Source organism: Paraperibacillus esterisolvens, from assembly GCF_046237625.1.
Taxonomy (GTDB): Bacteria; Bacillota; Bacilli; order Bacillales; family DSM-1321; genus Paraperibacillus; species Paraperibacillus esterisolvens.
Genome location: NZ_CP143545.1, coordinates 16,659 through 41,071 on the forward strand (window position 1 = coordinate 16,659; position 24,413 = coordinate 41,071).

The 24,413-nt window shown below is 46.5% G+C and carries 22 protein-coding genes, 3 tRNA genes, 3 rRNA genes, 1 other RNA gene and 1 other annotated feature; of the genes, 27 read left to right on the forward strand and 2 right to left on the reverse strand.

From position 1 onward, the window contains the following. The first annotated feature begins 44 nt into the window (after positions 1–44). The 4 genes from guaB (at position 45) to V1501_RS00090 (ending at position 4,936) form a co-directional block, all read left to right on the forward strand. Entirely contained in the window at positions 45–1,511 is a 1,467-nt protein-coding gene (guaB, locus tag V1501_RS00075; RefSeq protein WP_409290896.1) for an IMP dehydrogenase, read from the forward strand. A 142-nt stretch (positions 1,512–1,653) separates the two neighbouring features. Beyond that, on the forward strand, positions 1,654–2,979 hold the full coding sequence (locus tag V1501_RS00080; RefSeq protein WP_409290897.1) for a serine hydrolase: 1,326 nt from the start codon (positions 1,654–1,656) through the stop codon (positions 2,977–2,979). A 178-nt stretch (positions 2,980–3,157) separates the two neighbouring features. Then, positions 3,158–3,389 (forward strand) — a binding site (T-box leader). A gap of 66 nt (positions 3,390–3,455) precedes the next feature. After that, complete coding sequence (gene serS, locus V1501_RS00085; protein ID WP_409290898.1) at positions 3,456–4,733, forward strand: serine--tRNA ligase; 1,278 nt, start codon at positions 3,456–3,458, stop codon at positions 4,731–4,733. 110 nt (positions 4,734–4,843) lie between these two features. After that, a tRNA-Ser gene (locus tag V1501_RS00090) sits at positions 4,844–4,936 on the forward strand. Positions 4,937–5,051: 115 nt separating this feature from the next. Here V1501_RS00090 and V1501_RS00095 read toward each other — a convergent pair. Together V1501_RS00095 and V1501_RS00100 are read right to left on the reverse strand one after the other, a co-directional pair. Then, positions 5,052–5,726, reverse strand: a complete 675-nt coding sequence (locus V1501_RS00095) for a deoxynucleoside kinase (protein WP_409290899.1) — start codon at positions 5,724–5,726, stop codon at positions 5,052–5,054. After that, positions 5,704–6,363: a deoxynucleoside kinase gene (locus V1501_RS00100; RefSeq protein WP_409290900.1), complete on the reverse strand. Its 660-nt coding sequence runs from the start codon at positions 6,361–6,363 to the stop codon at positions 5,704–5,706. Before V1501_RS00100 ends, V1501_RS00095 begins: the two co-directional genes overlap by 23 nt. Positions 6,364–6,559: 196 nt before the next feature. On the opposite strand from V1501_RS00100, the gene tadA reads away from it, so the two are divergent. From tadA to rsmI, 23 genes are all read left to right on the forward strand, one after another. After that, positions 6,560–7,084 (forward strand): tRNA adenosine(34) deaminase TadA, encoded by a 525-nt coding sequence (gene tadA, locus V1501_RS00105; protein WP_409290901.1) that lies wholly within the window; start codon positions 6,560–6,562, stop codon positions 7,082–7,084. A gap of 80 nt (positions 7,085–7,164) precedes the next feature. Beyond that, positions 7,165–7,429, forward strand: an RNA gene (ffs, locus tag V1501_RS00110) — signal recognition particle sRNA large type. Positions 7,430–7,563: 134 nt separating this feature from the next. Next, entirely contained in the window at positions 7,564–9,243 is a 1,680-nt protein-coding gene (dnaX, locus tag V1501_RS00115) for a DNA polymerase III subunit gamma/tau (protein WP_409290902.1), read from the forward strand. A gap of 17 nt (positions 9,244–9,260) precedes the next feature. Further along, positions 9,261–9,581 (forward strand): YbaB/EbfC family nucleoid-associated protein, encoded by a 321-nt coding sequence (locus V1501_RS00120; protein WP_409293185.1) that lies wholly within the window; start codon positions 9,261–9,263, stop codon positions 9,579–9,581. 11 nt (positions 9,582–9,592) lie between these two features. Then, entirely contained in the window at positions 9,593–10,189 is a 597-nt protein-coding gene (recR, locus tag V1501_RS00125) for a recombination mediator RecR (protein ID WP_409290903.1), read from the forward strand. A gap of 26 nt (positions 10,190–10,215) precedes the next feature. Further along, the gene (locus V1501_RS00130; protein ID WP_409290904.1) at positions 10,216–10,434 is read left to right on the forward strand and encodes a YaaL family protein; all 219 of its coding nucleotides are present in this window, start codon (positions 10,216–10,218) and stop codon (positions 10,432–10,434) included. A gap of 74 nt (positions 10,435–10,508) precedes the next feature. Then, entirely contained in the window at positions 10,509–10,772 is a 264-nt protein-coding gene (locus V1501_RS00135) for a pro-sigmaK processing inhibitor BofA family protein (RefSeq protein ID WP_409290905.1), read from the forward strand. Positions 10,773–11,062: 290 nt separating this feature from the next. Then, positions 11,063–12,613, forward strand: a 16S ribosomal RNA gene (locus V1501_RS00140). A gap of 195 nt (positions 12,614–12,808) precedes the next feature. Beyond that, a tRNA-Ile gene (locus tag V1501_RS00145) sits at positions 12,809–12,885 on the forward strand. A gap of 22 nt (positions 12,886–12,907) precedes the next feature. Then, a tRNA-Ala gene (locus V1501_RS00150) sits at positions 12,908–12,983 on the forward strand. Positions 12,984–13,249: 266 nt separating this feature from the next. Continuing rightward, positions 13,250–16,198: ribosomal RNA gene (locus V1501_RS00155) — 23S ribosomal RNA — on the forward strand. Positions 16,199–16,279: 81 nt separating this feature from the next. Beyond that, positions 16,280–16,396 (forward strand): 5S ribosomal RNA (rrf, locus tag V1501_RS00160). Together the 16S, 23S and 5S rRNA genes with 2 tRNA genes alongside form the textbook arrangement of a ribosomal RNA operon. A gap of 351 nt (positions 16,397–16,747) precedes the next feature. Continuing rightward, positions 16,748–16,909, forward strand: coding sequence for a sigma factor G inhibitor Gin (locus V1501_RS00165; RefSeq protein ID WP_409293186.1), 162 nt, complete (start codon positions 16,748–16,750; stop codon positions 16,907–16,909). A gap of 121 nt (positions 16,910–17,030) precedes the next feature. Continuing rightward, the gene (locus V1501_RS00170) at positions 17,031–18,473 is read left to right on the forward strand and encodes an aminotransferase class I/II-fold pyridoxal phosphate-dependent enzyme (RefSeq protein WP_409290906.1); all 1,443 of its coding nucleotides are present in this window, start codon (positions 17,031–17,033) and stop codon (positions 18,471–18,473) included. A gap of 23 nt (positions 18,474–18,496) precedes the next feature. Then, the gene (gene tmk / locus V1501_RS00175) at positions 18,497–19,141 is read left to right on the forward strand and encodes a dTMP kinase (RefSeq protein WP_409290907.1); all 645 of its coding nucleotides are present in this window, start codon (positions 18,497–18,499) and stop codon (positions 19,139–19,141) included. A gap of 57 nt (positions 19,142–19,198) precedes the next feature. Beyond that, entirely contained in the window at positions 19,199–19,528 is a 330-nt protein-coding gene (locus V1501_RS00180) for a cyclic-di-AMP receptor (RefSeq protein WP_409290908.1), read from the forward strand. 177 nt (positions 19,529–19,705) lie between these two features. Further along, positions 19,706–20,116 carry a YaaR family protein gene (locus tag V1501_RS00185; RefSeq protein WP_409290909.1) on the forward strand — a complete coding sequence of 137 codons (411 nt, stop codon included), beginning with the start codon at positions 19,706–19,708 and terminating at the stop codon, positions 20,114–20,116. Between the two features lie 20 nt (positions 20,117–20,136). Next, positions 20,137–21,144 carry a DNA polymerase III subunit delta' gene (gene holB, locus V1501_RS00190; protein ID WP_409290910.1) on the forward strand — a complete coding sequence of 336 codons (1,008 nt, stop codon included), beginning with the start codon at positions 20,137–20,139 and terminating at the stop codon, positions 21,142–21,144. Further along, positions 21,137–21,970: a stage 0 sporulation family protein gene (locus V1501_RS00195; RefSeq protein WP_409290911.1), complete on the forward strand. Its 834-nt coding sequence runs from the start codon at positions 21,137–21,139 to the stop codon at positions 21,968–21,970. Before holB ends, V1501_RS00195 begins: the two co-directional genes overlap by 8 nt. A 12-nt stretch (positions 21,971–21,982) precedes the next feature. Beyond that, entirely contained in the window at positions 21,983–22,357 is a 375-nt protein-coding gene (gene yabA / locus V1501_RS00200; protein ID WP_409290912.1) for a DNA replication initiation control protein YabA, read from the forward strand. A gap of 101 nt (positions 22,358–22,458) precedes the next feature. Next, positions 22,459–23,202, forward strand: a complete 744-nt coding sequence (locus V1501_RS00205; RefSeq protein WP_409290913.1) for a tRNA1(Val) (adenine(37)-N6)-methyltransferase — start codon at positions 22,459–22,461, stop codon at positions 23,200–23,202. After that, the gene (locus V1501_RS00210) at positions 23,189–23,476 is read left to right on the forward strand and encodes a GIY-YIG nuclease family protein (RefSeq protein ID WP_409290914.1); all 288 of its coding nucleotides are present in this window, start codon (positions 23,189–23,191) and stop codon (positions 23,474–23,476) included. Before V1501_RS00205 ends, V1501_RS00210 begins: the two co-directional genes overlap by 14 nt. Continuing rightward, entirely contained in the window at positions 23,454–24,329 is an 876-nt protein-coding gene (gene rsmI / locus V1501_RS00215) for a 16S rRNA (cytidine(1402)-2'-O)-methyltransferase (RefSeq protein ID WP_409293188.1), read from the forward strand. The genes V1501_RS00210 and rsmI overlap by 23 nt, the downstream gene beginning before the upstream one ends. The last annotated feature ends 84 nt before the right edge of the window (positions 24,330–24,413 follow it).

Below are 24,413 nucleotides of genomic sequence, written 5' to 3' on the forward strand. Positions count from 1 at the left end.
TGATAACCTACTAATAATATTTTTTAAAGCCTGGAGGGATCGAGATGTGGGAATCGAAGTTTGTTAAAGAGGGTTTAACATTTGATGATGTGCTGCTAGTGCCTGCTAAATCTGAGGTTTTGCCGAAGGATGTTAATATTCAGTCGGCGTTGACAGAAACGCTTAAAATTAATATCCCGATCATTAGTGCCGGTATGGATACTGTCACGGAAGCTGAAATGGCAATCGCAATGGCCCGGCAGGGAGGCCTTGGCATCATCCATAAGAACATGTCCATAGAGCAGCAGGCTGAGCAGGTAGACAAAGTGAAACGTTCCGAAAGCGGGGTTATCACTGATCCATTCTTCCTTACCCCCGAGCACCAGGTATTTGATGCTGAGCATCTTATGAGCAAGTACCGGATTTCCGGTGTGCCGATTGTCAATAATAATGATGAGCTCAAGCTTGTTGGCATCATCACGAACCGGGACCTCCGATTTATCCAGGATTATTCCATAAAAATTTCAGATGTTATGACCAAGGAAAATTTGGTAACGGCTCCTGTGGGAACTAATCTTGAGCAGGCTGAAAGAATACTTCAAAAATACAAAATAGAAAAACTTCCGCTCGTAGACAGTGAAGGTGTTTTAAAAGGCTTAATTACCATCAAAGATATCGAGAAAGTCATCGAGTTCCCTAATTCGGCAAAGGATAGCCAGGGAAGGCTTTTAGCGGGAGCAGCTGTTGGTGTAACCAAAGATACAATGAAGAGGGTTGAGCGGCTTGCAGCGGCCAGTGTGGATGTCATTGTCGTGGATACAGCACATGGCCACTCCCAGGGGGTTCTGGATACAGTCCAGCAGATCAGGGAAGCATACCCTGAACTGTCTATCATCGCTGGAAATGTTGCAACTGCAGAAGGTACACGAGCTCTTATCGAAGCAGGCGCAGATGTTGTTAAGGTAGGCATCGGGCCAGGTTCAATCTGCACTACCCGGGTAGTGGCGGGTGTCGGTGTGCCGCAGATCACAGCAATATACGACTGCGCCACAGAAGCTAGAAAGCATGGTAAGGCGATCATTGCTGATGGAGGAATAAAATATTCCGGGGACATCGTCAAGGCCCTTGCTTCAGGCGGACATGCCGTTATGCTGGGCAGCCTGCTTGCAGGAGTATCTGAGAGCCCTGGCGAAACGGAAATTTTCCAGGGACGCCGGTTCAAAGTGTATAGGGGCATGGGTTCTGTTGCAGCCATGGAAAAGGGTTCAAAAGACCGTTATTTCCAGGAAGAAAATAAGAAGTTCGTGCCAGAAGGAATAGAAGGAAGGCTTCCGTATAAAGGACCTTTGGCTGATACGCTGTATCAGCTGATCGGCGGTCTGCGTTCGGGCATGGGATACTGCGGTACTAAGGACTTAAAGGAACTGCGGGAAAACGCTCAGTTTATCCGCATGACTGGTGCCGGGCTTCATGAAAGCCATCCCCATGATATCCAGATTACCAAGGAAGCGCCTAATTACTCCAAGTTCTAAGCCTTTTAACCTAAACTTTTAGGTTGGTAATAAATACAAGACGGACAGAGATCTATCTCTGTCTATTTTTTTGTTTTTTTTTGTGATAAACTAGAAAAAGTGAAAAAATGAGGTACATATTTAAAAGCCGGAGGTAAGAAACTTGAAAAAAGTCAGCCAGATCACACTGATTTTGACCATGATGGTTGCTCTTATTGCATCGCAATTTTCATTTCAAGCAAGTTCCGCTCATGCTGAAGACACGCTAGGGTTAAAAGCAGAGGCTGCTATATTGCTGGATGCCAAAACGGGTAAAATTGTGTATGAGAAAAATGCAGATGCGGTACTGGGCGTTGCCAGTATGTCAAAGATGATGACAGAATACAACGTTCTGGATGCCATCAAAGATAAGAAAATCACTTGGGACAAAAAGGTAAAAATCAGCCGTTATGTCCATGAATTATCAAGAGCTCCCGGGTTGTCCAATATAGGATTAACCGAAGGGGAAGATTACACGGTAAAAGAGCTATATGAAGCCATGGCCATATTCTCTGGAAATGCGGCAACCGTCGCACTTGCAGAATTGCTTTCAGGAAGCGAGAAGAGCTATGTTGCTTTTGCCAATAAAAAGGCAAAAGAATTAGGTCTTAAATCTGCTAAGTTTGTAAATGCCAGCGGTTTAAATAATTCCAGCTTGATGGGGAATATCCCTGCAGGCAATGCAAATGATGAAAACATTATGACAGCCAGGGACACTGCAACCCTTGCTTACAGGCTGATCACGGATTTTCCAGAATCACTTGAGTACTCCAAGATTCCAAAGTTAAAGTTCCGCGATGGAAGAGAATATCCTAACTTCAACTGGATGCTTCCAGGATTAATATATGAATATGAAGGAGTAGACGGACTTAAAACCGGTTCTACCGATTTTGCGGGCTACTGCTTTACGGCGACTGCCGAAAGGGAAGGACAGCGTTTCATCTCTGTCATTATGAAGGCAGATTCGAAAGACTCACGTTTTACCGAAACTAGAAAGCTATTAGATTACGGATTCTCTAACTTTAAGTCTGAGAAGCTTTTGTCAGCTGGAGTGCAGCCAAAAGCAAAGAAATCAATCGGCGTTGACAAGGGCAAGGCAGACAACGTAAAGATTGAAACCAAAAAGGCTGTTAATATGGTAATTAGGAATGGCGAAAAGAAAAACTATCAGCAGGTGCTGGTATTGGATAAGAAAAAGCTTAATAAACAGGGTGAATTGACAGCCCCTGTGAAAAAAGGTGAAACAGTAGGGTATATCACCCTTAAGCCTAAGACTGGCCAGGATTACGGATTCCTCACAAAAGGAGATCAAAATAACGGCAGAGTCGAAGTAGTGGCAGCCGAAACTGTCGATAAGGCTAATTGGTTCGTCCTTTCCATGAGAGGCGTCGGTTCTTTCTTCGGAGATGTATGGGATAGCGCTGCTTCTGCAGTTAAAGGACTATTCTAATTAGGGAATGCCCCTGGCAGTGTGCCGGGGGTATTTTTTTTTATTATTTCTTTGGCTGCAGCATAAAAACCACATTCTCGTTCAATAGCCAAAATGTATGTGAAAACAGCCTTTATTTTGAATAAAAGAGTTGCAGAAGGTGTAAAATTGTAGTAAATTATCTAATAATCAAAGAATAGTTAAGGCAATGACAGGAATTAGTATCAGGAACATCCGTTCAGTAGAGAGTCGGTGGCTGGTGAAAACCGACAGCGGAACCCTGGGAATCCATCCTCGAGCAAAAAGTATGGAAAGCCGCATTTTTGGTGACTATATACTTTCGGCATAACAAGCCGTTATCTAATGAAGGTGAAAGGTGCAGTATTGCGCCTTTAACTAGGGTGGCAACGCGGGTAACTCTCGTCCCTTTTTGGGATGGGGGTTTTTTGTTTTGTTTTTGCCGGCTTTCTTTCTGGTGACTAAAGGAGGAATAAAAGATGCTTGATATCAAATATTTACGGGCGAATTTTGAACAGGTAAAAGAAAAGCTTAAATTCAGGGGAGAAGATCTCACAGACTTTGACAAGTTTGAAGAGCTAGATCAGAGGCGGAGGCATTTAATTGTTGAAGCCGAAGAATTGAAGAGTAAGCGTAATGATGTATCACAGCAGGTTGCTGCTCTTAAGCGTGAAAAAAAGGACGCAGACTCTTTAATCGCAGAAATGCGTGAAGTCGGTGATAAGATCAAGGTTCTTGATCAGGAATTGCGTGAAGTGGAAGCGGTACTTGAAAAGCTGCTGTTATCTATCCCAAATATCCCGCATGAAACAGTTCCTGTGGGAGATTCTGAAGATGACAATGTGGAGATCCGGACATGGGGGAAACTTCCTGAGTTTGATTTTGAAGCAAAGCCCCATTGGGATCTTGCGGATGAACTCAATATCGTTGATTTTGAGCGGGCAGGCAAGGTAACCGGAAGCCGGTTTGTTTTTTATAAGGGCCTCGGTGCAAGACTTGAGCGTGCACTTGCCGGCTTTATGCTGGATCTTCATACGGAAGAGCATGGGTACGAGGAAATTATGCCGCCTTTCATTGTAAACCGCGCGAGTATGACAGGAACCGGCCAGCTTCCTAAATTTGAGGAAGATGCATTCAGAATTGAAAGCGAAGATTATTTTCTGATTCCTACATCTGAAGTGCCTGTCACCAATATGCACCGTGACGAGATCCTTAACGGAGAGGAGCTTCCCTTATATTATGCAGCGTACAGTGCGAACTTCCGTTCTGAGGCAGGTTCTGCCGGCCGTGATACACGCGGCCTGATCCGCCAGCACCAATTCAACAAGGTGGAACTTGTAAAATTCGTTAAGCCGGAAGATTCTTATGAAGAATTAGAAAAGCTGACAGCAAATGCAGAAAAAGTCCTGCAGCTCCTCAACCTTCCATATCGAGTACTCAGCATGTGTACGGCAGATCTTGGTTTCACTGCTGCCAAGAAATATGACATTGAAGTATGGCTTCCGAGTTATGAAACATACCGTGAGATTTCTTCTTGCAGTAATTTTGAAAGCTTCCAGGCAAGAAGGGCAAATATCCGCTTCCGCCGTGAAGCTAAAGGAAAGCCGGAGCATGTTCATACACTAAACGGATCCGGGCTTGCGGTCGGCCGCACAGTTGCTGCTATTCTTGAAAATTACCAGCAGGCTGACGGCAGTGTCGTAATTCCAGAAGTACTCAGGCCATATATGGGCGGCAAAGACGTTATCCGTCCCTAATAAAGAAGAGTGGGCAGCCCAGCAGGGTTGTCCTTTTTAATTTTTTTAAAAATAATATTGACTTACTAAATGTATCCGTGTATTATATTATTTGTTGCTAATGTTGATTTGGAGGTATACCCAAGTCCGGCTGAAGGGATCGGTCTTGAAAACCGACAGGGGTGTAAAAGCCCGCGGGGGTTCGAATCCCTCTACCTCCTCCATTTTTATTTTAAAACCACGCGCATAACATTTGGAGATGTTTGGATCCGCTGCCCTCTGGGCGGCGGATTTTTGCTATATAATAAAAAGAGACGCTGCATGTGAGCAGCGTCTCTTTTATGCTTTAACCCGAAGCTTTTTTGTCTGTTCCATAAAGGATGCGACTCTCTCAATGATTGGTTCAATGGACGCTTCACTCGAAACCAGATCGTAATCATTGATATTTAGGCGGAGGACAGGACAGGCATTAAAATGATTGATCCAGTCTTCATATCTCGCGTGCATTTCCTGCCAATATTCAATCGGGGTCTGCTGTTCCATCGGACGGCCCCGTATTTTGATACGTTCAAGGATATCGTCAAGTGAGCCTTCAATGTAGATAAGGAGGTCTGGGTGCGGGAAATAAGGGGTAAGCACCATTGCTTCAAACAGGCTTGTATAGGTTTCATAATCGACCTTGCTCATCGTCCCTTTTTCATAATGCATCTTTGCAAAGATGCCGGTATCCTCATAAATGGATCTATCCTGGATGAATCCGCCGCCATATTCAAACATTCTTTTCTGTTCCTTAAAGCGTTCAGCAAGGAAGTAGATCTGCAGGTGGAAGCTCCATCTTTCAAAATCATGATAAAATTTATCGAGATAAGGATTGGTATCGACCTTTTCGAATGATGTCCGAAAATTAAGGGCATTGGCAAGGGCGTTAGTCATGGTGGATTTACCTACCCCGACCGTCCCTGCAATTGTGATGACCGCGTTATGCGGAATATCATATTTTTTTCGTAGGTTCATTAATATAAACTCCTTTTCGAAGTTCCTTTTCAATTTTGGAAAGGATATAATCATAATCAGCTTTATTATTGATGAAATCGAGTTCGTCCCCGTTAAAACGGAGTACCGGGATTTCCGGGTGCAGTTCTTCAAACTGACTCATGAATTTTTCGTAATCAAGAGAAAGCTGTTTGAGATATAATGGGCTGATGTTTTTCTCGATGTCACGGCCTCTTTTATCAATTCGTGAAAGCAGGGTGTCGAGGCTGGCATTTAGATATATAATCATGTTTGGGACAGGCATGTCGGATGTTAAAATATTATAAATGCCGAGGTACTTGTCATATTGTTTATCTTTCAAAGTACGCTTGGCGAAGATCAGGTTCTTAAAAATGTGGTAATCAGCTGCTACAGGCTTCTCCTGGCTTAAAAAATCTTTTTCGATATCCTCAAGCTGTTTATAGCGATTGCATAGGAAAAACATTTCTGTCTGGAAGCTCCACTCTTCGATATTTTCGTAGAACTTACCGAGAAATGGATTCTCATCGACTATTTCTTTCAGGAGCTCAAACTGGAGATTTTCTGAAATGATTTTCGCCAGAGATGTTTTACCCACACCAATAGGGCCTTCAACCGTGATGAATGGTGTGTTGTTCATGAAACGTATCCCCTCCAAAAATGATAAGACAAATATGTTGTCTATATATGTAAAAACATGTAACAAAGGATATTTTAACACAGCCATGAGTTAAAAGGAGAAGTTTATTTATGGAATTGAACACCTTCTGCAACACAGAAATTGTTTTATATAGTGTGTGTGCCTGCACCTGCTTTTATCATAAAGGAGAAGATGTATGATACTCGAAGATGAAAGGTTCATGATGCTTGCAATGGAAGAGGCGAAAAAAGCCGAAGCACTGGGAGAGGTTCCGATCGGGGCTGTACTTGTGCACAGGGGTGAAGTGATCGCCTCCGCCCACAACCTAAGGGAGACAGATCAAAGTGCCACAGCACATGCAGAGCTCTTGGCGATTGATTCAGCCTGCCGGCGTCTCGGCACCTGGAGGCTGGAGGAAACGACCCTGTACGTGACGCTAGAGCCCTGCCCTATGTGTGCAGGCGCGATTCTTCTCGCGAGGGTGGAACGGGTTGTGTACGGGGCACATGATCCCAAGGCAGGCTGTGCGGGCACGCTTATGAATCTTCTTGAGGATGATCGATTCAATCATCAATCGGAGGTATCGGCCGGTGTCATGGCTCATGAGTGCGGGGAAATGCTGACCCGCTTCTTTAAGGAGCTGAGAAGAAAGAAGAAGGAAGAGAAGATGAAGCGGGAGCATGGCGTGCAAACTGATGACACAGGAATTAACAATTCCTAGACGTTGATTTTTTATCATAAAAGAGGTATACTTAGTAATGTGCTTAACAGTAAGCACCCAATATTATGTTATCAAATTTGCCGTGCTAGGCGGGGAGGTAGCGGTGCCCTGTACTCGCAATCCGCTCCAGCGAGGCTGAATTCCTTTTCACGGTTAATATACTGCAGGGTCTGCCTTAAGTAAGTGGTGTTGATGTCTGGGTCCTGCGCAATGAGAATCCATGAACCATGTCAGGTCCGGAAGGAAGCAGCATTAAGTGGAATCTCTCATGTGCCGCAGGGCTGCCTGGGCTGAGCTAACTGCTTAAGTAACGCTTGTGGTTGTTAATCAACAAAAGGTGCACGGCGTTATTACATACAAACCAAAACTCATTCCGGCAGGCACGGGATGAGTTTTTTTACTATGTGTCCTTCTATCATTTTTTTGAATAACGCATTTACGCTATAATAAGATTATGATCGCTAAAAGGGGAGTTTAACGTGGGATATCAAGCATTATACAGAGTTTGGAGGCCGCAGTCCTTCTTAGATGTAGTTGGCCAGGGTCATGTGACCAAAACCCTGCAGAATGCACTCCTGCAGGACAAAATCTCCCATGCCTACCTTTTTTCCGGCCCGAGGGGCACAGGAAAAACAAGTGCAGCCAAAATTCTGGCCAAAGCAGTGAACTGTGAAAATGGACCTTCTGCCGAACCGTGCAATGAATGTTCTGCATGCACGGGGATTACAGACGGCTCCATACCAGATGTTATTGAAATCGATGCCGCTTCAAATAACGGAGTGGAAGAAATACGCGATATCCGCGACAAGGTAAAATACGCTCCGAATGCAGTTAAGTATAAAGTGTATATAGTGGATGAAGTCCATATGCTTTCCATAGGGGCGTTCAACGCGCTACTTAAGACCCTTGAAGAGCCCCCGCGGCACGTCATTTTCATCCTGGCCACAACCGAGCCCCATAAGATCCCCCTCACCATCATCTCACGCTGTCAGCGCTTTGACTTTAAGAGAATCGGAACAAGGGACATTGTGGGGCGGATGAGACAGATTGCCGACAGTTCAGGGGTAAGCTGCAGTGACCAGGCCATGGATATCATTGCCCGCGCAGCTGAAGGCGGGATGCGTGATGCGCTCAGTCTCCTTGACCAGGCGATATCCTTCAGTGAGGACCAGGTGACAGAGGAGGATGCCCTGACAGTTACCGGAGCGGTTTCCCAGTCATTTCTGACAAAGCTTGCGTATTCCATCCATGAAAAGGATGTGGCAAAGGCGCTTGATATCCTGGAGCAGCTGCTGTCACTCGGGAAAGATCCTTCCCGTTTTATTGAGGACATGATCTTTTACTACCGGGATATGCTTCTTTATAAGACCGCACCTGGCCTGTCCGAGGCACTTGAACGGGTCTGGGTCGATGATGACTTTAAGCAGCTTGCCGATCAGATCCAGCCGGATGATTTATACGGCATGATTGAAAGCTTCAATGCTACACAGCAGGAAATCAAATGGACCAATCACCCGCGGGTTTTCATAGAAGTGGCGCTTGTTAAGCTCTGCCACAGGGAAAGTACAGGAAGTGCTCCCTCAGAGGACTATCAGGAGCTGGTGCAAAAAATCAGCCTGCTGGAAAATCAGATTAGTGAACTGAAAGAAAAAGGGATAGCCGTTTCCGGCATGCAGGCAGCTGCCAAGCCGAAGCCTCAAAGGACGGGCAAAAAACAATTCAAGGCTCCTGCCGGAAGAATCAATGCAATCCTGAAGGAAGCTACAAAACAGGATCTCAATACGGTAAAAGGCCAATGGGGAGAGATGCTGGAACAGCTTGTCAAGCAGCAGATGAAATCTTCGGTCGCACTATTGAATGATGCTGAACCAGTAGCTGCCTCAACGGATGCTTTTGTGGTAAAATTTAAGTATGATATCCATTGCCAGATGGCGATGGAAAATGCCAGGTTCCTCGATGCAGTGGGCGGCATTATCCTGCAGACCACAGGGAGAAAGCTTTCCATGATTGGAGTTCCTGAGGACCAATGGGGTAAAATCAGGGAAGAGTATCTTGCCTCACAATCCACTGATAAGGTGGAAACCAAAGATGTGGAAGATCCCCTCATCGCAGAGGCGAGAAGGCTTGTTGGGGACGAACTGCTAGAAATCAAAGAATAATGGAGGTTAGGAATATGATGCGTGGCGGCGGAAATATGCAAAACATGATGAAACAAATGCAAAAGATGCAAAAGAAGATGGAAGAAGCCCAGGCGAACCTTGGTGAAGAGAAAATTGAAGGTTCTGCCGGCGGCGGAATGGTAACAGTTGTTGTATCTGGCCATAAAGAAATAATTGAGGTGAACATCAAACCAGAGGTTGTCGATCCCGATGATATTGAAATGCTGCAGGATTTAGTACTGGCAGCTACAAATGACGCCCTTAAAAAGGCCGATCAGCTGACTAATCAGACTATGGGGCAATTCACAAAAGGATTAAATCTGCCTGGAATGTTCTAGGAGGTTTTTCTATGCATTATCCGGAACCTATATCCAAATTGATAGACAGCTTCATGAAACTGCCGGGCATCGGTCCAAAAACCGCCGCCCGGCTTGCTTTCTTTGTTTTGAATATGAAAGAAGATACTGTCCTTGATTTTGCCAAAGCGCTTGTGAATGCAAAACGGAACCTGTCCTATTGCTCGGTGTGCGGTCATATAACTGATCAGGATCCCTGCTATATATGCGAAGACCAGCGGAGGGACCGGAGTATCGTATGTGTGGTACAGGATCCCAAGGATGTAATCGCCATGGAAAAGATGAGGGAATATAACGGCCTTTATCATGTGCTCCACGGAAGCATTTCACCTATGGATGGGATAGGACCGGAAGATATAAATATTCCGGACCTGCTTAAAAGGCTGCAGGATGAGACGATAAAAGAAGTAATCCTGGCAACCAATCCCAATATAGAAGGCGAAGCAACTGCTATGTATATATCCAGGCTCCTTAAGCCGTCAGGCATCCGGATTACAAGGATTGCCCACGGGCTGCCAGTCGGAGGCGACCTTGAGTATGCGGACGAAGTGACCCTTTCCAAAGCAATTGAAGGCCGCCGTGAGGTTTAAAACTTAAAACTGCATGGAGGTATGTCATGTTCTTTCGGCGTAAAGGATGGCTTCGAAAGGAATACGATCAGCGGCTCATCAATCAGCTTGAGGAATTGAAGAGAAGCTGGCTGAACCAAAAAGCACTGCTGGAGAAAAGTGTGGATCCGTCGCATGATATTATCTGCAGCGTAAAACTGGCGGAAGCAAAGTATTTCTATTTATTTAAAGAAGCAAAAAAGAGAAATGTAAAAGTAAGACCATAAGCAGGTTCTAAAACCTCTCCTGGCGGTCATATGCTGTTTAGTACAAGCAGTATACCGTCAGGGAGGTTTTTATAATGGAACCAATTGCGTTCATAGCGGTAATCGGGAGTCTGATCGTGCTTCTGCTTTTAGTAGGTACACCCCTTAAACCGCTGAGATGGGCTGGCCAGGGAGCCATCAGGCTTGTCATTGGTGCGCTTTTTCTTTTTTTCTTAAATGCGATGGGGAACGCGGTCGGGCTTCATGTACCGATTAATCTAGCGACATCTTCGATTGCCGGTTTTCTCGGCATACCCGGGGTCGCAGCAATGGCAGCCCTGCAGTACTGGATTTTATAGAACTTTTTTGAATTGAGAGCAGCCAGAGCGCAGCTCTCCTTTTTGTTTTATTTCATTCAAAAATAATATTGACTTTCATTAGCAAACTTGATATTATATTATTTGTCGCTGAAAACAAAGCGAATGTAAACAAAAATAGATGTTGACTTTATATTATAGAAATGTTATGATATTAAAGTCGCTTATGACGAAATGTTCTTTGAAAACTGAACGAAACAAGACGCCAGTTACTTCTTATTTATAGGAAGTAAACAAAACAAGTTTTAAACTTTATGAGCTATATCGAACACTTTTCGGAGAGTTTGATCCTGGCTCAGGACGAACGCTGGCGGCGTGCCTAATACATGCAAGTCGAGCGGATGGATGGGAGCTTGCTCCCTGAAGTCAGCGGCGGACGGGTGAGTAACACGTGGGCAACCTGCCCTTGAGATCGGGATAACTTCGGGAAACCGGAGCTAATACCGGATAGGTCTTTCCCTCACATGAGGGAAAGAGGAAAGACGGTTTCGGCTGTCACTCAAGGATGGGCCCGCGGCGCATTAGCTAGTTGGTGGGGTAACGGCTCACCAAGGCCACGATGCGTAGCCGACCTGAGAGGGTGATCGGCCACACTGGGACTGAGACACGGCCCAGACTCCTACGGGAGGCAGCAGTAGGGAATCTTCCGCAATGGACGAAAGTCTGACGGAGCAACGCCGCGTGAGTGAAGAAGGTTTTCGGATCGTAAAACTCTGTTGTCAGGGAAGAACAAGTGCCATAGTAACTGATGGCACCTTGACGGTACCTGGCCAGAAAGCCACGGCTAACTACGTGCCAGCAGCCGCGGTAATACGTAGGTGGCAAGCGTTGTCCGGATTTATTGGGCGTAAAGCGCGCGCAGGCGGTCTTTTAAGTCTGATGTGAAAGCCCACGGCTCAACCGTGGAGGGTCATTGGAAACTGGGAGACTTGAGTGCAGAAGAGGAGAGTGGAATTCCACGTGTAGCGGTGAAATGCGTAGAGATGTGGAGGAACACCAGTGGCGAAGGCGACTCTCTGGTCTGTAACTGACGCTGAGGCGCGAAAGCGTGGGGAGCGAACAGGATTAGATACCCTGGTAGTCCACGCCGTAAACGATGAGTGCTAAGTGTTAGAGGGTTTCCGCCCTTTAGTGCTGCAGCTAACGCATTAAGCACTCCGCCTGGGGAGTACGGCCGCAAGGCTGAAACTCAAAGGAATTGACGGGGGCCCGCACAAGCGGTGGAGCATGTGGTTTAATTCGAAGCAACGCGAAGAACCTTACCAGGTCTTGACATCCTCTGACACTCCTAGAGATAGGACGTTCCCCTTCGGGGGACAGAGTGACAGGTGGTGCATGGTTGTCGTCAGCTCGTGTCGTGAGATGTTGGGTTAAGTCCCGCAACGAGCGCAACCCTTGATCTTAGTTGCCAGCATTCAGTTGGGCACTCTAAGGTGACTGCCGGTGACAAACCGGAGGAAGGTGGGGATGACGTCAAATCATCATGCCCCTTATGACCTGGGCTACACACGTGCTACAATGGATGGTACAAAGGGCAGCAAAGCCGCGAGGCCGAGCGAATCCCATAAAGCCATTCTCAGTTCGGATTGCAGGCTGCAACTCGCCTGCATGAAGCCGGAATCGCTAGTAATCGCGGATCAGCATGCCGCGGTGAATACGTTCCCGGGCCTTGTACACACCGCCCGTCACACCACGAGAGTTTGTAACACCCGAAGTCGGTGGGGTAACCTTTATGGAGCCAGCCGCCTAAGGTGGGACAGATGATTGGGGTGAAGTCGTAACAAGGTAGCCGTATCGGAAGGTGCGGCTGGATCACCTCCTTTCTAAGGAAAAAGCGATCTTGTTTCGTTCAGTTTTGAGGGAGCATTCTCTCAAAAACAGAAAATAAATTAGAAGCGAGCAATTCGAGGAAGCGAACGAGCGAACACCGGAGCGTACTTCATGTACGTGAGGATGTGAACGAGTGAAGTTGACGAAGAAGAGCGAAGTTTATCATTTATTTTCATCATAATGGTAAGGGGCCTATAGCTCAGCTGGTTAGAGCGCACGCCTGATAAGCGTGAGGTCGATGGTTCGAGTCCATTTAGGCCCACCATTTTTTATGTAAAGACCATATTGGGGCCTTAGCTCAGCTGGGAGAGCGCCTGCCTTGCACGCAGGAGGTCAGCGGTTCGATCCCGCTAGGCTCCACCATAGTATCATTCGTTCTTTGAAAACTAGATAACAATATAAGGCAAAAATGATTTGCGTCATTTTACCGCATCGAGTAATAAACCGAGTTAAGTATGTTTTATTATGGTTCGATGATAAAGCGAAACTTCTCCCGCCTTCAGAGGCTGAGGAGGAGCGAGTTATTCGAGGAAGCGATCGAGTGAACACCGGAGCGTACTTTACGTACGTGAGGATGTGAACGAGTGAGCTGACGAAGAAGAACGAAGCTTATCGTCAGCCGGATTTATGGTTAAGTTAGAAAGGGCGCACGGTGAATGCCTTGGCACTAGGAGCCGATGAAGGACGGGACTAACACCGATATGCTTCGGGGAGCTGTAAGTAAGCTTTGATCCGGAGATTTCCGAATGGGGAAACCCACTGTTCGTAATGGAACAGTACCTTCACCTGAATTCATAGGGTGATGGAGGCAGACCCGGGGAACTGAAACATCTAAGTACCCGGAGGAACAGAAAGCAAATGCGATTTCCCAAGTAGCGGCGAGCGAAACGGAATGTAGCCCAAACCGAAAGGCTTGCCTTTCGGGGTTGTAGGACACTCTATACGGAGTTACAAAGGAACGGGGTAGACGAAGAGACATGGAAAGGTCCGTCGAAGAAGGTAACAACCCTGTAGTCGAAACTTCGTTCCCTCCAGAGTGGATCCTGAGTACGGCGGGACACGTGAAATCCCGTCGGAAGCAGGGAGGACCATCTCCCAAGGCTAAATACTACCTAGTGACCGATAGTGAACCAGTACCGTGAGGGAAAGGTGAAAAGCACCCCGGAAGGGGAGTGAAAGAGATCCTGAAACCGTGTGCCTACAAGTAGTCAGAGCCCTATGTCCCTTTTGGGAAACGGGTGATGGCGTGCCTTTTGTAGAATGAACCGGCGAGTTACGATTTCATGCAAGGTTAAGTTGATGAGACGGAGCCGCAGCGAAAGCGAGTCTGAATAGGGCGAATGAGTATGAGGTCGTAGACCCGAAACCAGGTGATCTACCCATGTCCAGGGTGAAGTTCAGGTAACACTGAATGGAGGCCCGAACCCACGCACGTTGAAAAGTGCGGGGATGAGGTGTGGGTAGCGGAGAAATTCCAATCGAACCTGGAGATAGCTGGTTCTCTCCGAAATAGCTTTAGGGCTAGCCTCAAGTGTTAAGAGTCTTGGAGGTAGAGCACTGATTGGACTAGGGGCCCATCTCGGGTTACCGAATTCAGTCAAACTCCGAATGCCAATGACTTTTCCTTGGGAGTCAGACTGCGAGTGATAAGATCCGTAGTCAAAAGGGAAACAGCCCAGACCACCAGCTAAGGTCCCAAAGTATACGTTAAGTGGAAAAGGATGTGGAGTTGCTTAGACAACCAGGATGTTGGCTTAGAAGCAGCCACCATTTAAAGAGTGCGTAATAGCTCACTGGTCGAGTGACTCTGCGCCGAAAATGTACCGGGGCTAAACGTATCACCGAAGCTGTGGGTGGACACCTAGGGTGTCCGCGGTAGGAGAGCGTTCTAAGGGCTGAGAAGCCAGACCGGAAGGACTGGTGGAGCGCTTAGAAGTGAGAATGCCGGTATGAGTAGCGAAAGAAGGGTGAGAATCCCTTCCACCGAATGCCTAAGGTTTCCTGAGGAAGGCTCGTCCGCTCAGGGTTAGTCGGGACCTAAGCCGAGGCCGAAAGGCGTAGGCGATGGACAACAGGTTGATATTCCTGTACCACCTATTCATCGTTTGAGCGATGGGGGGACGCAGTAGGATAGGGTAAGCGCGCTGTTGGATTAGCGCGTCCAAGCAGTTAGGCTGAAAACGAGGCAAATCCCGTTTTCACATAAGCTGAGCTGTGATGGCGAGGGAAATTTAGTACCGAAGTTCCTGATTCCACACTGCCAAGAAAAGCCTCTAGCGAGATGAAGGGTGCCCGTACCGCAAACCGACACAGGTAGGCGAGGAGAGAATCCTAAGGTGTGCGAGAGAACTCTCGTTAAGGAACTCGGCAAAATGACCCCGTAACTTCGGGAGAAGGGGTGCTCATCTGGGTGAATAGCCCGGATGAGCCGCAGTGAATAGGCCCAGGCGACTGTTTAGCAAAAACACAGGTCTCTGCGAAGCCGCAAGGCGAAGTATAGGGGCTGACGCCTGCCCGGTGCTGGAAGGTTAAGGGGAGAGGTTAGCGCAAGCGAAGCTTTGAACTGAAGCCCCAGTAAACGGCGGCCGTAACTATAACGGTCCTAAGGTAGCGAAATTCCTTGTCGGGTAAGTTCCGACCCGCACGAAAGGCGTAACGATCTGGGCACTGTCTCAACGAGAGACTCGGTGAAATTATACTACCTGTGAAGATGCAGGTTACCCGCGACAGGACGGAAAGACCCCGTGGAGCTTTACTGCAGCCTGATATTGAATTTTGGTACAGCTTGTACAGGATAGGTAGGAGCCTTTGAAGCCGGAGCGCCAGCTTCGGTGGAGGCATCGGTGGGATACTACCCTGGCTGTATTGAAATTCTAACCCGCGCCCCTTATCGGGGCGGGAGACAGTGTCAGGCGGGCAGTTTGACTGGGGCGGTCGCCTCCTAAAGAGTAACGGAGGCGCCCAAAGGTTCCCTCAGAATGGTTGGAAATCATTCGCAGAGTGTAAAGGCACAAGGGAGCTTGACTGCGAGACCTACAAGTCGAGCAGGGACGAAAGTCGGGCTTAGTGATCCGGTGGTTCCGCATGGAAGGGCCATCGCTCAACGGATAAAAGCTACCCCGGGGATAACAGGCTTATCTCCCCCAAGAGTCCACATCGACGGGGAGGTTTGGCACCTCGATGTCGGCTCATCGCATCCTGGGGCTGTAGTCGGTCCCAAGGGTTGGGCTGTTCGCCCATTAAAGCGGTACGCGAGCTGGGTTCAGAACGTCGTGAGACAGTTCGGTCCCTATCCGTCGTGGGCGCAGGAAATTTGAGAGGAGCTGTCCTTAGTACGAGAGGACCGGGATGGACGCACCGCTGGTGTACCAGTTGTCTTGCCAAAGGCATCGCTGGGTAGCTATGTGCGGACGGGATAAGTGCTGAAAGCATCTAAGCATGAAGCCCCCCTCAAGATGAGATTTCCCATAGCGTCAAGCTAGTAAGATCCCTGAAAGATGATCAGGTAGATAGGTCTGAGGTGGAAGCGTGGCGACACGTGGAGCTGACAGATACTAATCGATCGAGGACTTAACCTATCTTGTTTATACTCGAAAACGTAAATTGCAGATCAGCCTTTGTTATCTAGTTTTGAAGGAACGAAAGTTACTTCATATCTGTCTGGCAGTTATGGCAAAGAGGCCACACCCGTTCCCATCCCGAACACGGAAGTTAAGCTCTTTAGCGCCGATGGTAGTTGGGGGATCTCCCCCTGTGAGAGTAGGACGCTGCCGGGCAGATCAAAGAAAGACCAGCTTTTTAGCTGGTCTTTTTTGTATGCCTGAAACCATGAAAACAAAATCCCATCCATGGAAGCTCCTTTTTCTGAAGTGTATAATAGCCCCTCTTTCATTCAGTTTTAGATTAAATTCCTTCGCTCCTGCCCATCCTTGCCGCACGATTTAAAAATCTTTATGGAAGACATACACAGACAGGATTGCAGGTTCATAGAATAAAACAGAATGGGCCAGTATCCCGGATGGAAACAATTCGAAAAATTGTATACAACAGTGTTTTTTCGGACAGAATAGGGATATGGAGGTGGAGATGTGGAGTCTCAAGCAAAACGTTTAGCAGGGGAAACATGTGTGATTTGTGAGCAGAAGAGCCTGAAAGGCATACATCTTTATACGTCTTTTATATGTTTTGAGTGTGAAAGGGATATTACGGCAACTGATACAGCTGATCCTAAATATACTTTTATCATAGGGCAGCTTAAGAAGGCTGCGAAGCCAGAAATCTTCTCATAATACCAGGTTCTCCCTGCTCAGGTCGGCTGAGCAGGGAATTTTAATATTCAGGGGCTGCAGTAACATAGTTTATGAGAACTCTGATAAAATGAGGATACATATTAAAAAGGATGATTATGTTTTGCGAAACCAAGAAAAGCTTCCAATAGTGGAGGCGCTGCGCCGGCATACTTATGAAAATCGAATTTCCATGCATGTGCCTGGCCATAAAAATGGCCGTGTTTTTCCCGAAGAGGGATATGATCTGTTTCAGTCAGTGCTTCCAATTGATGTGACAGAAATCACTGGACTCGATGATCTGCATGCACCTGAAGGAGCCATTAGGGAGTCTGAAGGGCTTCTCAGAGAATTATATGGCTCCCTGCATAGCTTCTTTTTAGTCAATGGGACAACTTCCGGAAACCTTGCCATGATCATGGCTGCCTGTGAGGAAGGCGATGTGGTCTTTGTGCAGAGGAATTGCCATAAATCCATATTACATGGCTTGATGCTTGCCCGTGTCAAGCCGGTTTTCATTACACCTGAGCTTGTTGAAGGCTGGGGGATAGGAGGGGGCATAACACAGGAAGGAATCAGGGAAGCATTAAGGGTTCACCCTTCACCAAAGGCTGTGATTATAACCTGCCCTACCTATTATGGCACTGGTCTGGATCTCAGTCAGCTGGTATCGTTTTGCCACTCTCACGGGATGCTGGTACTGGCAGATGAAGCCCATGGTGCCCATTTTACATTAGGTGCCCCTTTCCCGGAGGGGGCTGTATCTGCCGGAGCAGATATTGTGGTTCAATCAGCGCATAAAACCCTTCCAGCGATGACTATGGGATCTTTTCTGCATTTAAACAGCCATAGGGTAGAAAAAGAGAAACTGCGCTTTTACCTGCAGCTCTTTCAGTCAAGTTCCCCCTCTTATCCGATTATGGCCTCCCTTGACCTGGCACGCCGCTACCTCGCTGATTTTACAGTGGAAAGGATAAGGAATCTGTCTGAGGCAGTCGGGCGTTTCAGGTCGGATTTGCGGTCAATTGAAGGGATATCAGTGATGGAAGGACCCAATCTGGATCCGTTAAAGATCACTTTGAGTTCAAACGCCGGGGTTTCAGGATATAAGCTGCAGCAAGCCTTTGAAGGTCAGAATATATATCCTGAGCTGGCTGATCCCCGGAATGTATTATTCATTCTCCCTCTGGATGCTGAAGCGATCAGGAGGGAATCCGGCAGGGTCATTGGCGGTATTGCAAGAAGTCTGGAAGATATGGAACCAGAAGGGGTTATGCCTGACATGAAGGACATCCACCTGCCGGAAACAATCAGCAGACTCGAGCTTTCATTTCAGGAAATGGAGAAGCACGAAATTGTTCAGCATGAATTATGGGAAAGCACCGGACAGATTGCTGGAGAATCCATCATACCGTATCCTCCGGGCATTCCATTGCTTCTTAAGGGAGAGCGGATCACACAGGAAATCCTTACCGTCTTGGAGCATTACATGAGGCTCGGTGCAAGATTCCATGGCGGAGAGGGTCTTTCGGAAAATAAAATTGCTGTTTTCAACAAATTGGCATAACATCTATTTGGAGGATTTAATATATGAAACAAGGAATTTTTGTAACATTCGAGGGGCCAGAGGGTGCGGGTAAGACGACCATTCTCAAAATGCTTGGAGAAGATCTGGAGTCTTCCGGCAAAAAAGTCCTTCTTACCCGTGAGCCCGGCGGGATTCCGATTGCTGAGCAGATCAGGAAAGTCATCCTGGATACAGACAATACTGAAATGGATCCCAGGACCGAAGCATTGCTCTACGCCGCAGCGAGGCGGCAGCATTTAGCTGAAAAAGTCTTTCCGGCACTGAAAAACGGGTATATTGTATTGTGTGACCGTTTTATTGACAGTTCCCTTGCATATCAGGGCTATGCACGCGGGCTGGGGATTGAAGAAGTCCGATCTATTAATGAATTTGCCATTGAAGGCATCTGGCCTCATGCTACCTTTTATTTCAATATAAATCCAAGGGCCGGGCTTGAAAGGATTAATTCCAATAATGGCCGTGAAATAAACCGCCTTGACAGTGAAAGCCTGGAGTTTCATAAAAAGGTAAGGGAGGGCTATATGAAGATCATCAGCCAGGACCCGGAGCGTTTTCAAATCATCGAGGCAGAACGGGAGCTCGATGATGTTTTCAGACAAACAAAGGAAAAGCTGTATGGCATCGTTAATCGGCACACAAAATTATAAAAGAAATTCACATATTCAGCAAAATGGGTATAATCAAATAAAAAGGGTGATTTTAAGATGAAGATGATTATTGCAGTAATTCAGGATAAAGACAGCAACCGTCTGCTTAATGCATTGGTGGATCACAATTTCCGTGCAACCAAGCTTGCCACGACCGGAGGCTTCCTTAAATCAGGAAATACAACATTCATGATCGGAACCGATGACATCCGCGTCGATAAGGCACTCGAGATCATTAAAGAAAACTGCCAGTCCAGGGAGCAGCTTGTAGCACCTGTGTCCCCAATGGGGGGAAATGCAGATTCTTATGTACCTTACCCTGTAGAGGTGGAGGTAGGGGGGGCCACTGTCTTTGTACTGCCTGTCGAGCATTTCCGCCAGTTTTAATAACAGGCGGAATCTTCTTGATCGGCCGCTCGTTCCTTCTGATACTCATCCTTTCGAAAGAATAGCTTTTACCTGTGAAGGCTGTCAAAGGCAGCTGGTTTAGACCGGCTGCAAGCTGAAAAGGAAGACTGGCAAGGAGGGATTACCATTAAAATCAACCAAGATATACATGTAAAATTGGACAAACTGAGGCCCGAACAGAGGAACAGTCTGAGCGGAACCAAAAAGTTTGGTGATATGATTCAAAAGCAGGATCAAAAGCTTCAGTTGGAAGCATTGAATAAGCTGTTTTCTGAAATTGAAGGTTCTGGCGGAAGGCTGCAGCGGTCGCGGAATTTTAAGGACCTGGCACGCTTCAAGAACCTGGTGAAGCGGTTTGTACGAGAGGCTGTCGATTTCGGGATGGAGCTGAGCCAGTCAAACAGCTGGGATGCCTATGGCCAGAGCCGGACTTTAAAGACGGTGGAAACGATCGATCAGCTCCTGGTCGAATTAACTGAAGAAGTGATGGATAAAGAAAAGAGTTCCATTGATATATTAGGCAGAATCGGAGAAATTAAAGGACTGCTTATCAATTTATATACCTAACCTTAAGCGAGTGATGCTGCATGATCGGCAAGTGGAGTGAGCTTCAACAGATTCAGCCCCATGTATATAAGATGCTGAAGAACAGCCGTGTTAAAAACCGTGTGGCCCACGCCTATTTATTTGAAGGCGGGAGGGGCACAGGGAAGAAGGATGCAAGCCTCCTGCTTGCCAAGAGCCTGTTTTGTGAACAGCTGGAAGATGGTGTCTTTCCATGTGATGCCTGCCTTTCCTGCAGAAGGATCGAGAGCGGGAACCATCCTGATGTACATGTTGTGGAGCCTGACGGGCTATCAATAAAAAAAGAGCAGATTCAGGCCCTTCAAGGGGAATTTTCAAAAAAGGCTGTGGAATCCAGCCAAAAGGTCTACACCCTGCTCCATGCCGATAAAATGACGGCACAGGCAGCCAACAGCCTCTTGAAATTTCTGGAAGAACCGCATAAAAATACAACAGCTATACTTGTGACAGAGCAGATCCAAAGAATCCTGCCTACCATCCTTTCACGATGCCAGGTGGTATCATTCAAACCCTTATCCCCGGATTTATTCAAAGAATCTCTCCTGAATCATGGTGTAAATCAACAGAATGCAGCCATTATCTCAAGGGTTACCCAAAATTTGGAAGAGGGCCTTGCCATGAATTCTGATGATTGGTTTGCACAAGCCCAAAAATTAATGGTAAAATTATATGAAGTGTTAAGAACCAATCCTCTAAAGGCACTTATTTATCTTCAGGAAGAATGGTTTGCTCACTTTAAAGAGAAAGATCAGATAGATAGAGGATTAGACTTATTGTTCCTGATTTATAAAGATTTGTTACATGTTCAATTGGACAAGCGCAATCTCCTGGTTTTCAAGAATTTAGAATCGATGCTTGAACAGGATGCGCTGCATATATCACCTAAACGGCTGGCAGAACAGATGTCAGCCATCCTCGAGGCCAAGAAGAGATTAATGTCCAATACAAATACCCAGTTAATGATGGAACAGCTGGTGTTGAATTTGCAGGAGGGATCCTCAATTGTTTGATGTAGTAGGCGTCCGCTTTAAAAAAGCGGGTAAAATATATTATTTTGATCCTGGTGAGCTTGATATACCAAAGGACGAATTTGTAATTGTAGAGACTGTGCGCGGTGTTGAATTTGGCAAGGTGGTCACAGCGAAGAAACAAGTAGGGGAAAAAGACGTGGTCCTGCCCCTTAAAAAGGTGCTGCGCATTGCGGACACAAAAGACCGCATGATAGTCGAAGAAAACAAAGCAGCCGCCCAGGAGGCATATGGAACCTGTTGTTCCAAAGTTGAGGAGCATCAGCTTGATATGAAGCTGGTGGATGTAGAATATACCTTTGACCGGAACAAAGTAATCTTTTACTTTACGGCAGATGGCCGAGTCGATTTCAGGGAATTGGTGAAAGACCTGGCATCCATCTTCAGAACAAGGATCGAGCTGCGGCAGATTGGTGTAAGGGATGAAGCCAAAATGCTAGGCGGGATTGGTCCATGCGGAAGGATGCTGTGCTGCTCGACATTCCTTGGGGACTTCGAGCCGGTTTCCATTAAGATGGCGAAGGACCAGAATTTATCCCTTAATCCGACCAAGATTTCAGGTTTGTGCGGACGGCTTATGTGCTGCCTGAAATATGAGAACGATGAGTATGAATCGGCGAAAGAACAGCTTCCTGATATCGGGGAGATGATCAAGACACCAAATGGCAAGGGCAAGGTAGTAGGGCTCAATATTCTAGAACGCGTACTTCAAATTGAATTAATCGAACAAGAAAAAAGAGTATTAGAATATACTTTAGATGAAATTCTAAAAGAGGGAGCCGTTTCTATACAAGCCACAGATTATTAAGGTGGTGAGTGCGTGGACAAGAAAGAGATTTTTGATTCTGTGAGCAGCATGGAGGAGCAGATTGGTCATTTATATAAACAGCTTGGTGAATTAAAGCTTCATTTGGCGGAGATCCTCGAGGAAAACAACTCATTGAAACTGGAAAATGACCACCTGCGCCGCCATTTAGACCATAGAGCCAAAACAACGGATGTTAAAGAAAAGAATTCAGTAAAGAAAAAACCTTCCGCGCGGTCGAAGGGCGAAAAAATGCTCGATGTAGGAGAAGGATATGATAATCTTGCCCGCCTCTATCAGGAAGGCTTCCATATCTGCAACCTTCATTTTGGCAGCCCCCGAAAAGATGGAGATTGCCTGTTTTGCCTGTCCTTTCTTAATAAAAAATAGTTTCAGGGTCTGGCTTTCGAAAAGAGAAGGCCAGGCTTTTTTTTATAAGGCTGCAGAATTGCCTTAAGAAAATTGCAAAAAAATCAGGAGGATTATCGTGTATGTTTAAATTAAAAGGAGATGAGCGGCTGGACTATCTGCTTGCTGAAGACCTGCGGATCATCCAGAGCCCCTCAGTTTTTTCTTTTTCATTAGATGCGGTGCTTTTGGCTAAATTCATCAGAGTGCCCTTTCATAGGGGAAACATTGTGGATTTATGCTCTGGAAATGGTGTAATTCCCCTGCTTCTAAGCACGAGGACAAAGGGGAATATCATTGGAATTGAAATCCAGGAGCGGCTGTATGATATGGCCGTAAGGAGCATAGAGTATAACTCCCTGCCATCTACCATCCAGATGATACATGGCGATATCCGGGAAATCCCAAAAGAGATCGGTTTTTCCCGCTATGATGCTGTAACGTGCAATCCTCCCTATTTCCCTACTCCTTCACAGGAAGAAATCAATAAGAATGAGCATTTTGCCATTGCCAGACATGAAATTCACTGTACGCTTGAGGATGCGGTGAGAGTCAGCAGCCAGTTACTGAAACAGGGCGGAAGGGCGGCATTTGTCCATAGGCCTGGACGCCTTCTCGATATCGTTGAACTGATGCGGAAGTACAGGCTTGAGCCCAAACGGCTGCAGTTCGTCTACCCAAAAGGCGGGAAAGAGGCGAATACCCTTCTAATAGAAGGGATTAAGGATGGCAGCCCCGATTTGAAGATCCTCCCTCCATTATTTGTTTATGGGAGCAATGGTGAATATACTGAAGAAGTAAAAAGGATATTATATGGAGACAAGTAAGCATTTTTTTTATGTGCTCCAGTGTCGGGATGGAAGTTTTTATGCGGGATATACGAACGCTTTGGAAAAAAGGATTAAAGCCCATAATGACGGCAAGGGAGCAAAATATACCAGAGGCCGCGGACCAGTCAGGCTGATTTTCAGCCAGGAGTTTGAGGAAAAGAGCGATGCCTTGAAGCTTGAATATCGATTCAAGCAGCTAAGCCGTCTAAAGAAAGAAACATTTATAAGAGAGGGGGCGGCAGGTTTTGATCTGGCAGCAGAAAAGTTTTGATAAAGAAGGCCTGGAAGGCGCCTTGTACCTTGTGCCTACTCCCATTGGAAACCTGGAAGATATGAGCTTCAGGGCAATCAGAATCATGAAGGAAGCCGATTTGATAGCAGCCGAGGATACGAGAAACACGAAGAAACTTTGTAATTACTTTGAAATTGATACTCCCATCACAAGCTATCATGAGCATAATAAAGAAAAAAGCGGCCCCATGCTGCTTGAAAAGGTCAAAGAGGGCAAGGTAATTGCGCTGGTAAGTGATGCAGGCATGCCCATCATCTCTGATCCAGGGTTTGATCTTGTAGAAACAGCCCTGCATGAAAGGCTGACCGTTATTCCCCTTCCGGGTGCGAATGCGGCGTTGACCGCACTGGTTGCTTCCGGCCTAATCCCCCAGCCCTTTTATTTCTACGGATTCCTTAACCGCTCGGCCAAAACGCGTAAAAATGAACTGGAGGAGCTCAGAAAATTAAAGGCAACATTTATTCTTTATGAATCGCCGCATCGGCTGCGCGATACACTGCAAGCCATGCTCTCCATACTTGGGAACAGGAATATTGTATTATGCCGGGAGCTGACAAAGAAGTATGAAGAATTTATAAGGGGAACGATAGAAGAGGCACTTGTCTGGGCAGAAAGCGGGGAGGTTAGGGGAGAATTCTGTGTGATCATCGAGGGAAATCAACACACTGAAGAAGAACCTCCGGACTGGTGGGAACCGCTGACTATAACCGAGCATGTTACTTTTTATATCAATAATAAAGATATGACATCCAAGGAAGCCATTAAACAGGCAGCTAAAGATAGAAATCTGCAAAAGCGGGATGTTTATAACGAATTTCATATTAAGGAATAATAAAACCTTTTAGAAAAGCTGTTTGCAGGCAGAGTGCCAACCTTTATGTCTAGCAGCCAAAGTATATGCGAAAATATCCTTTGA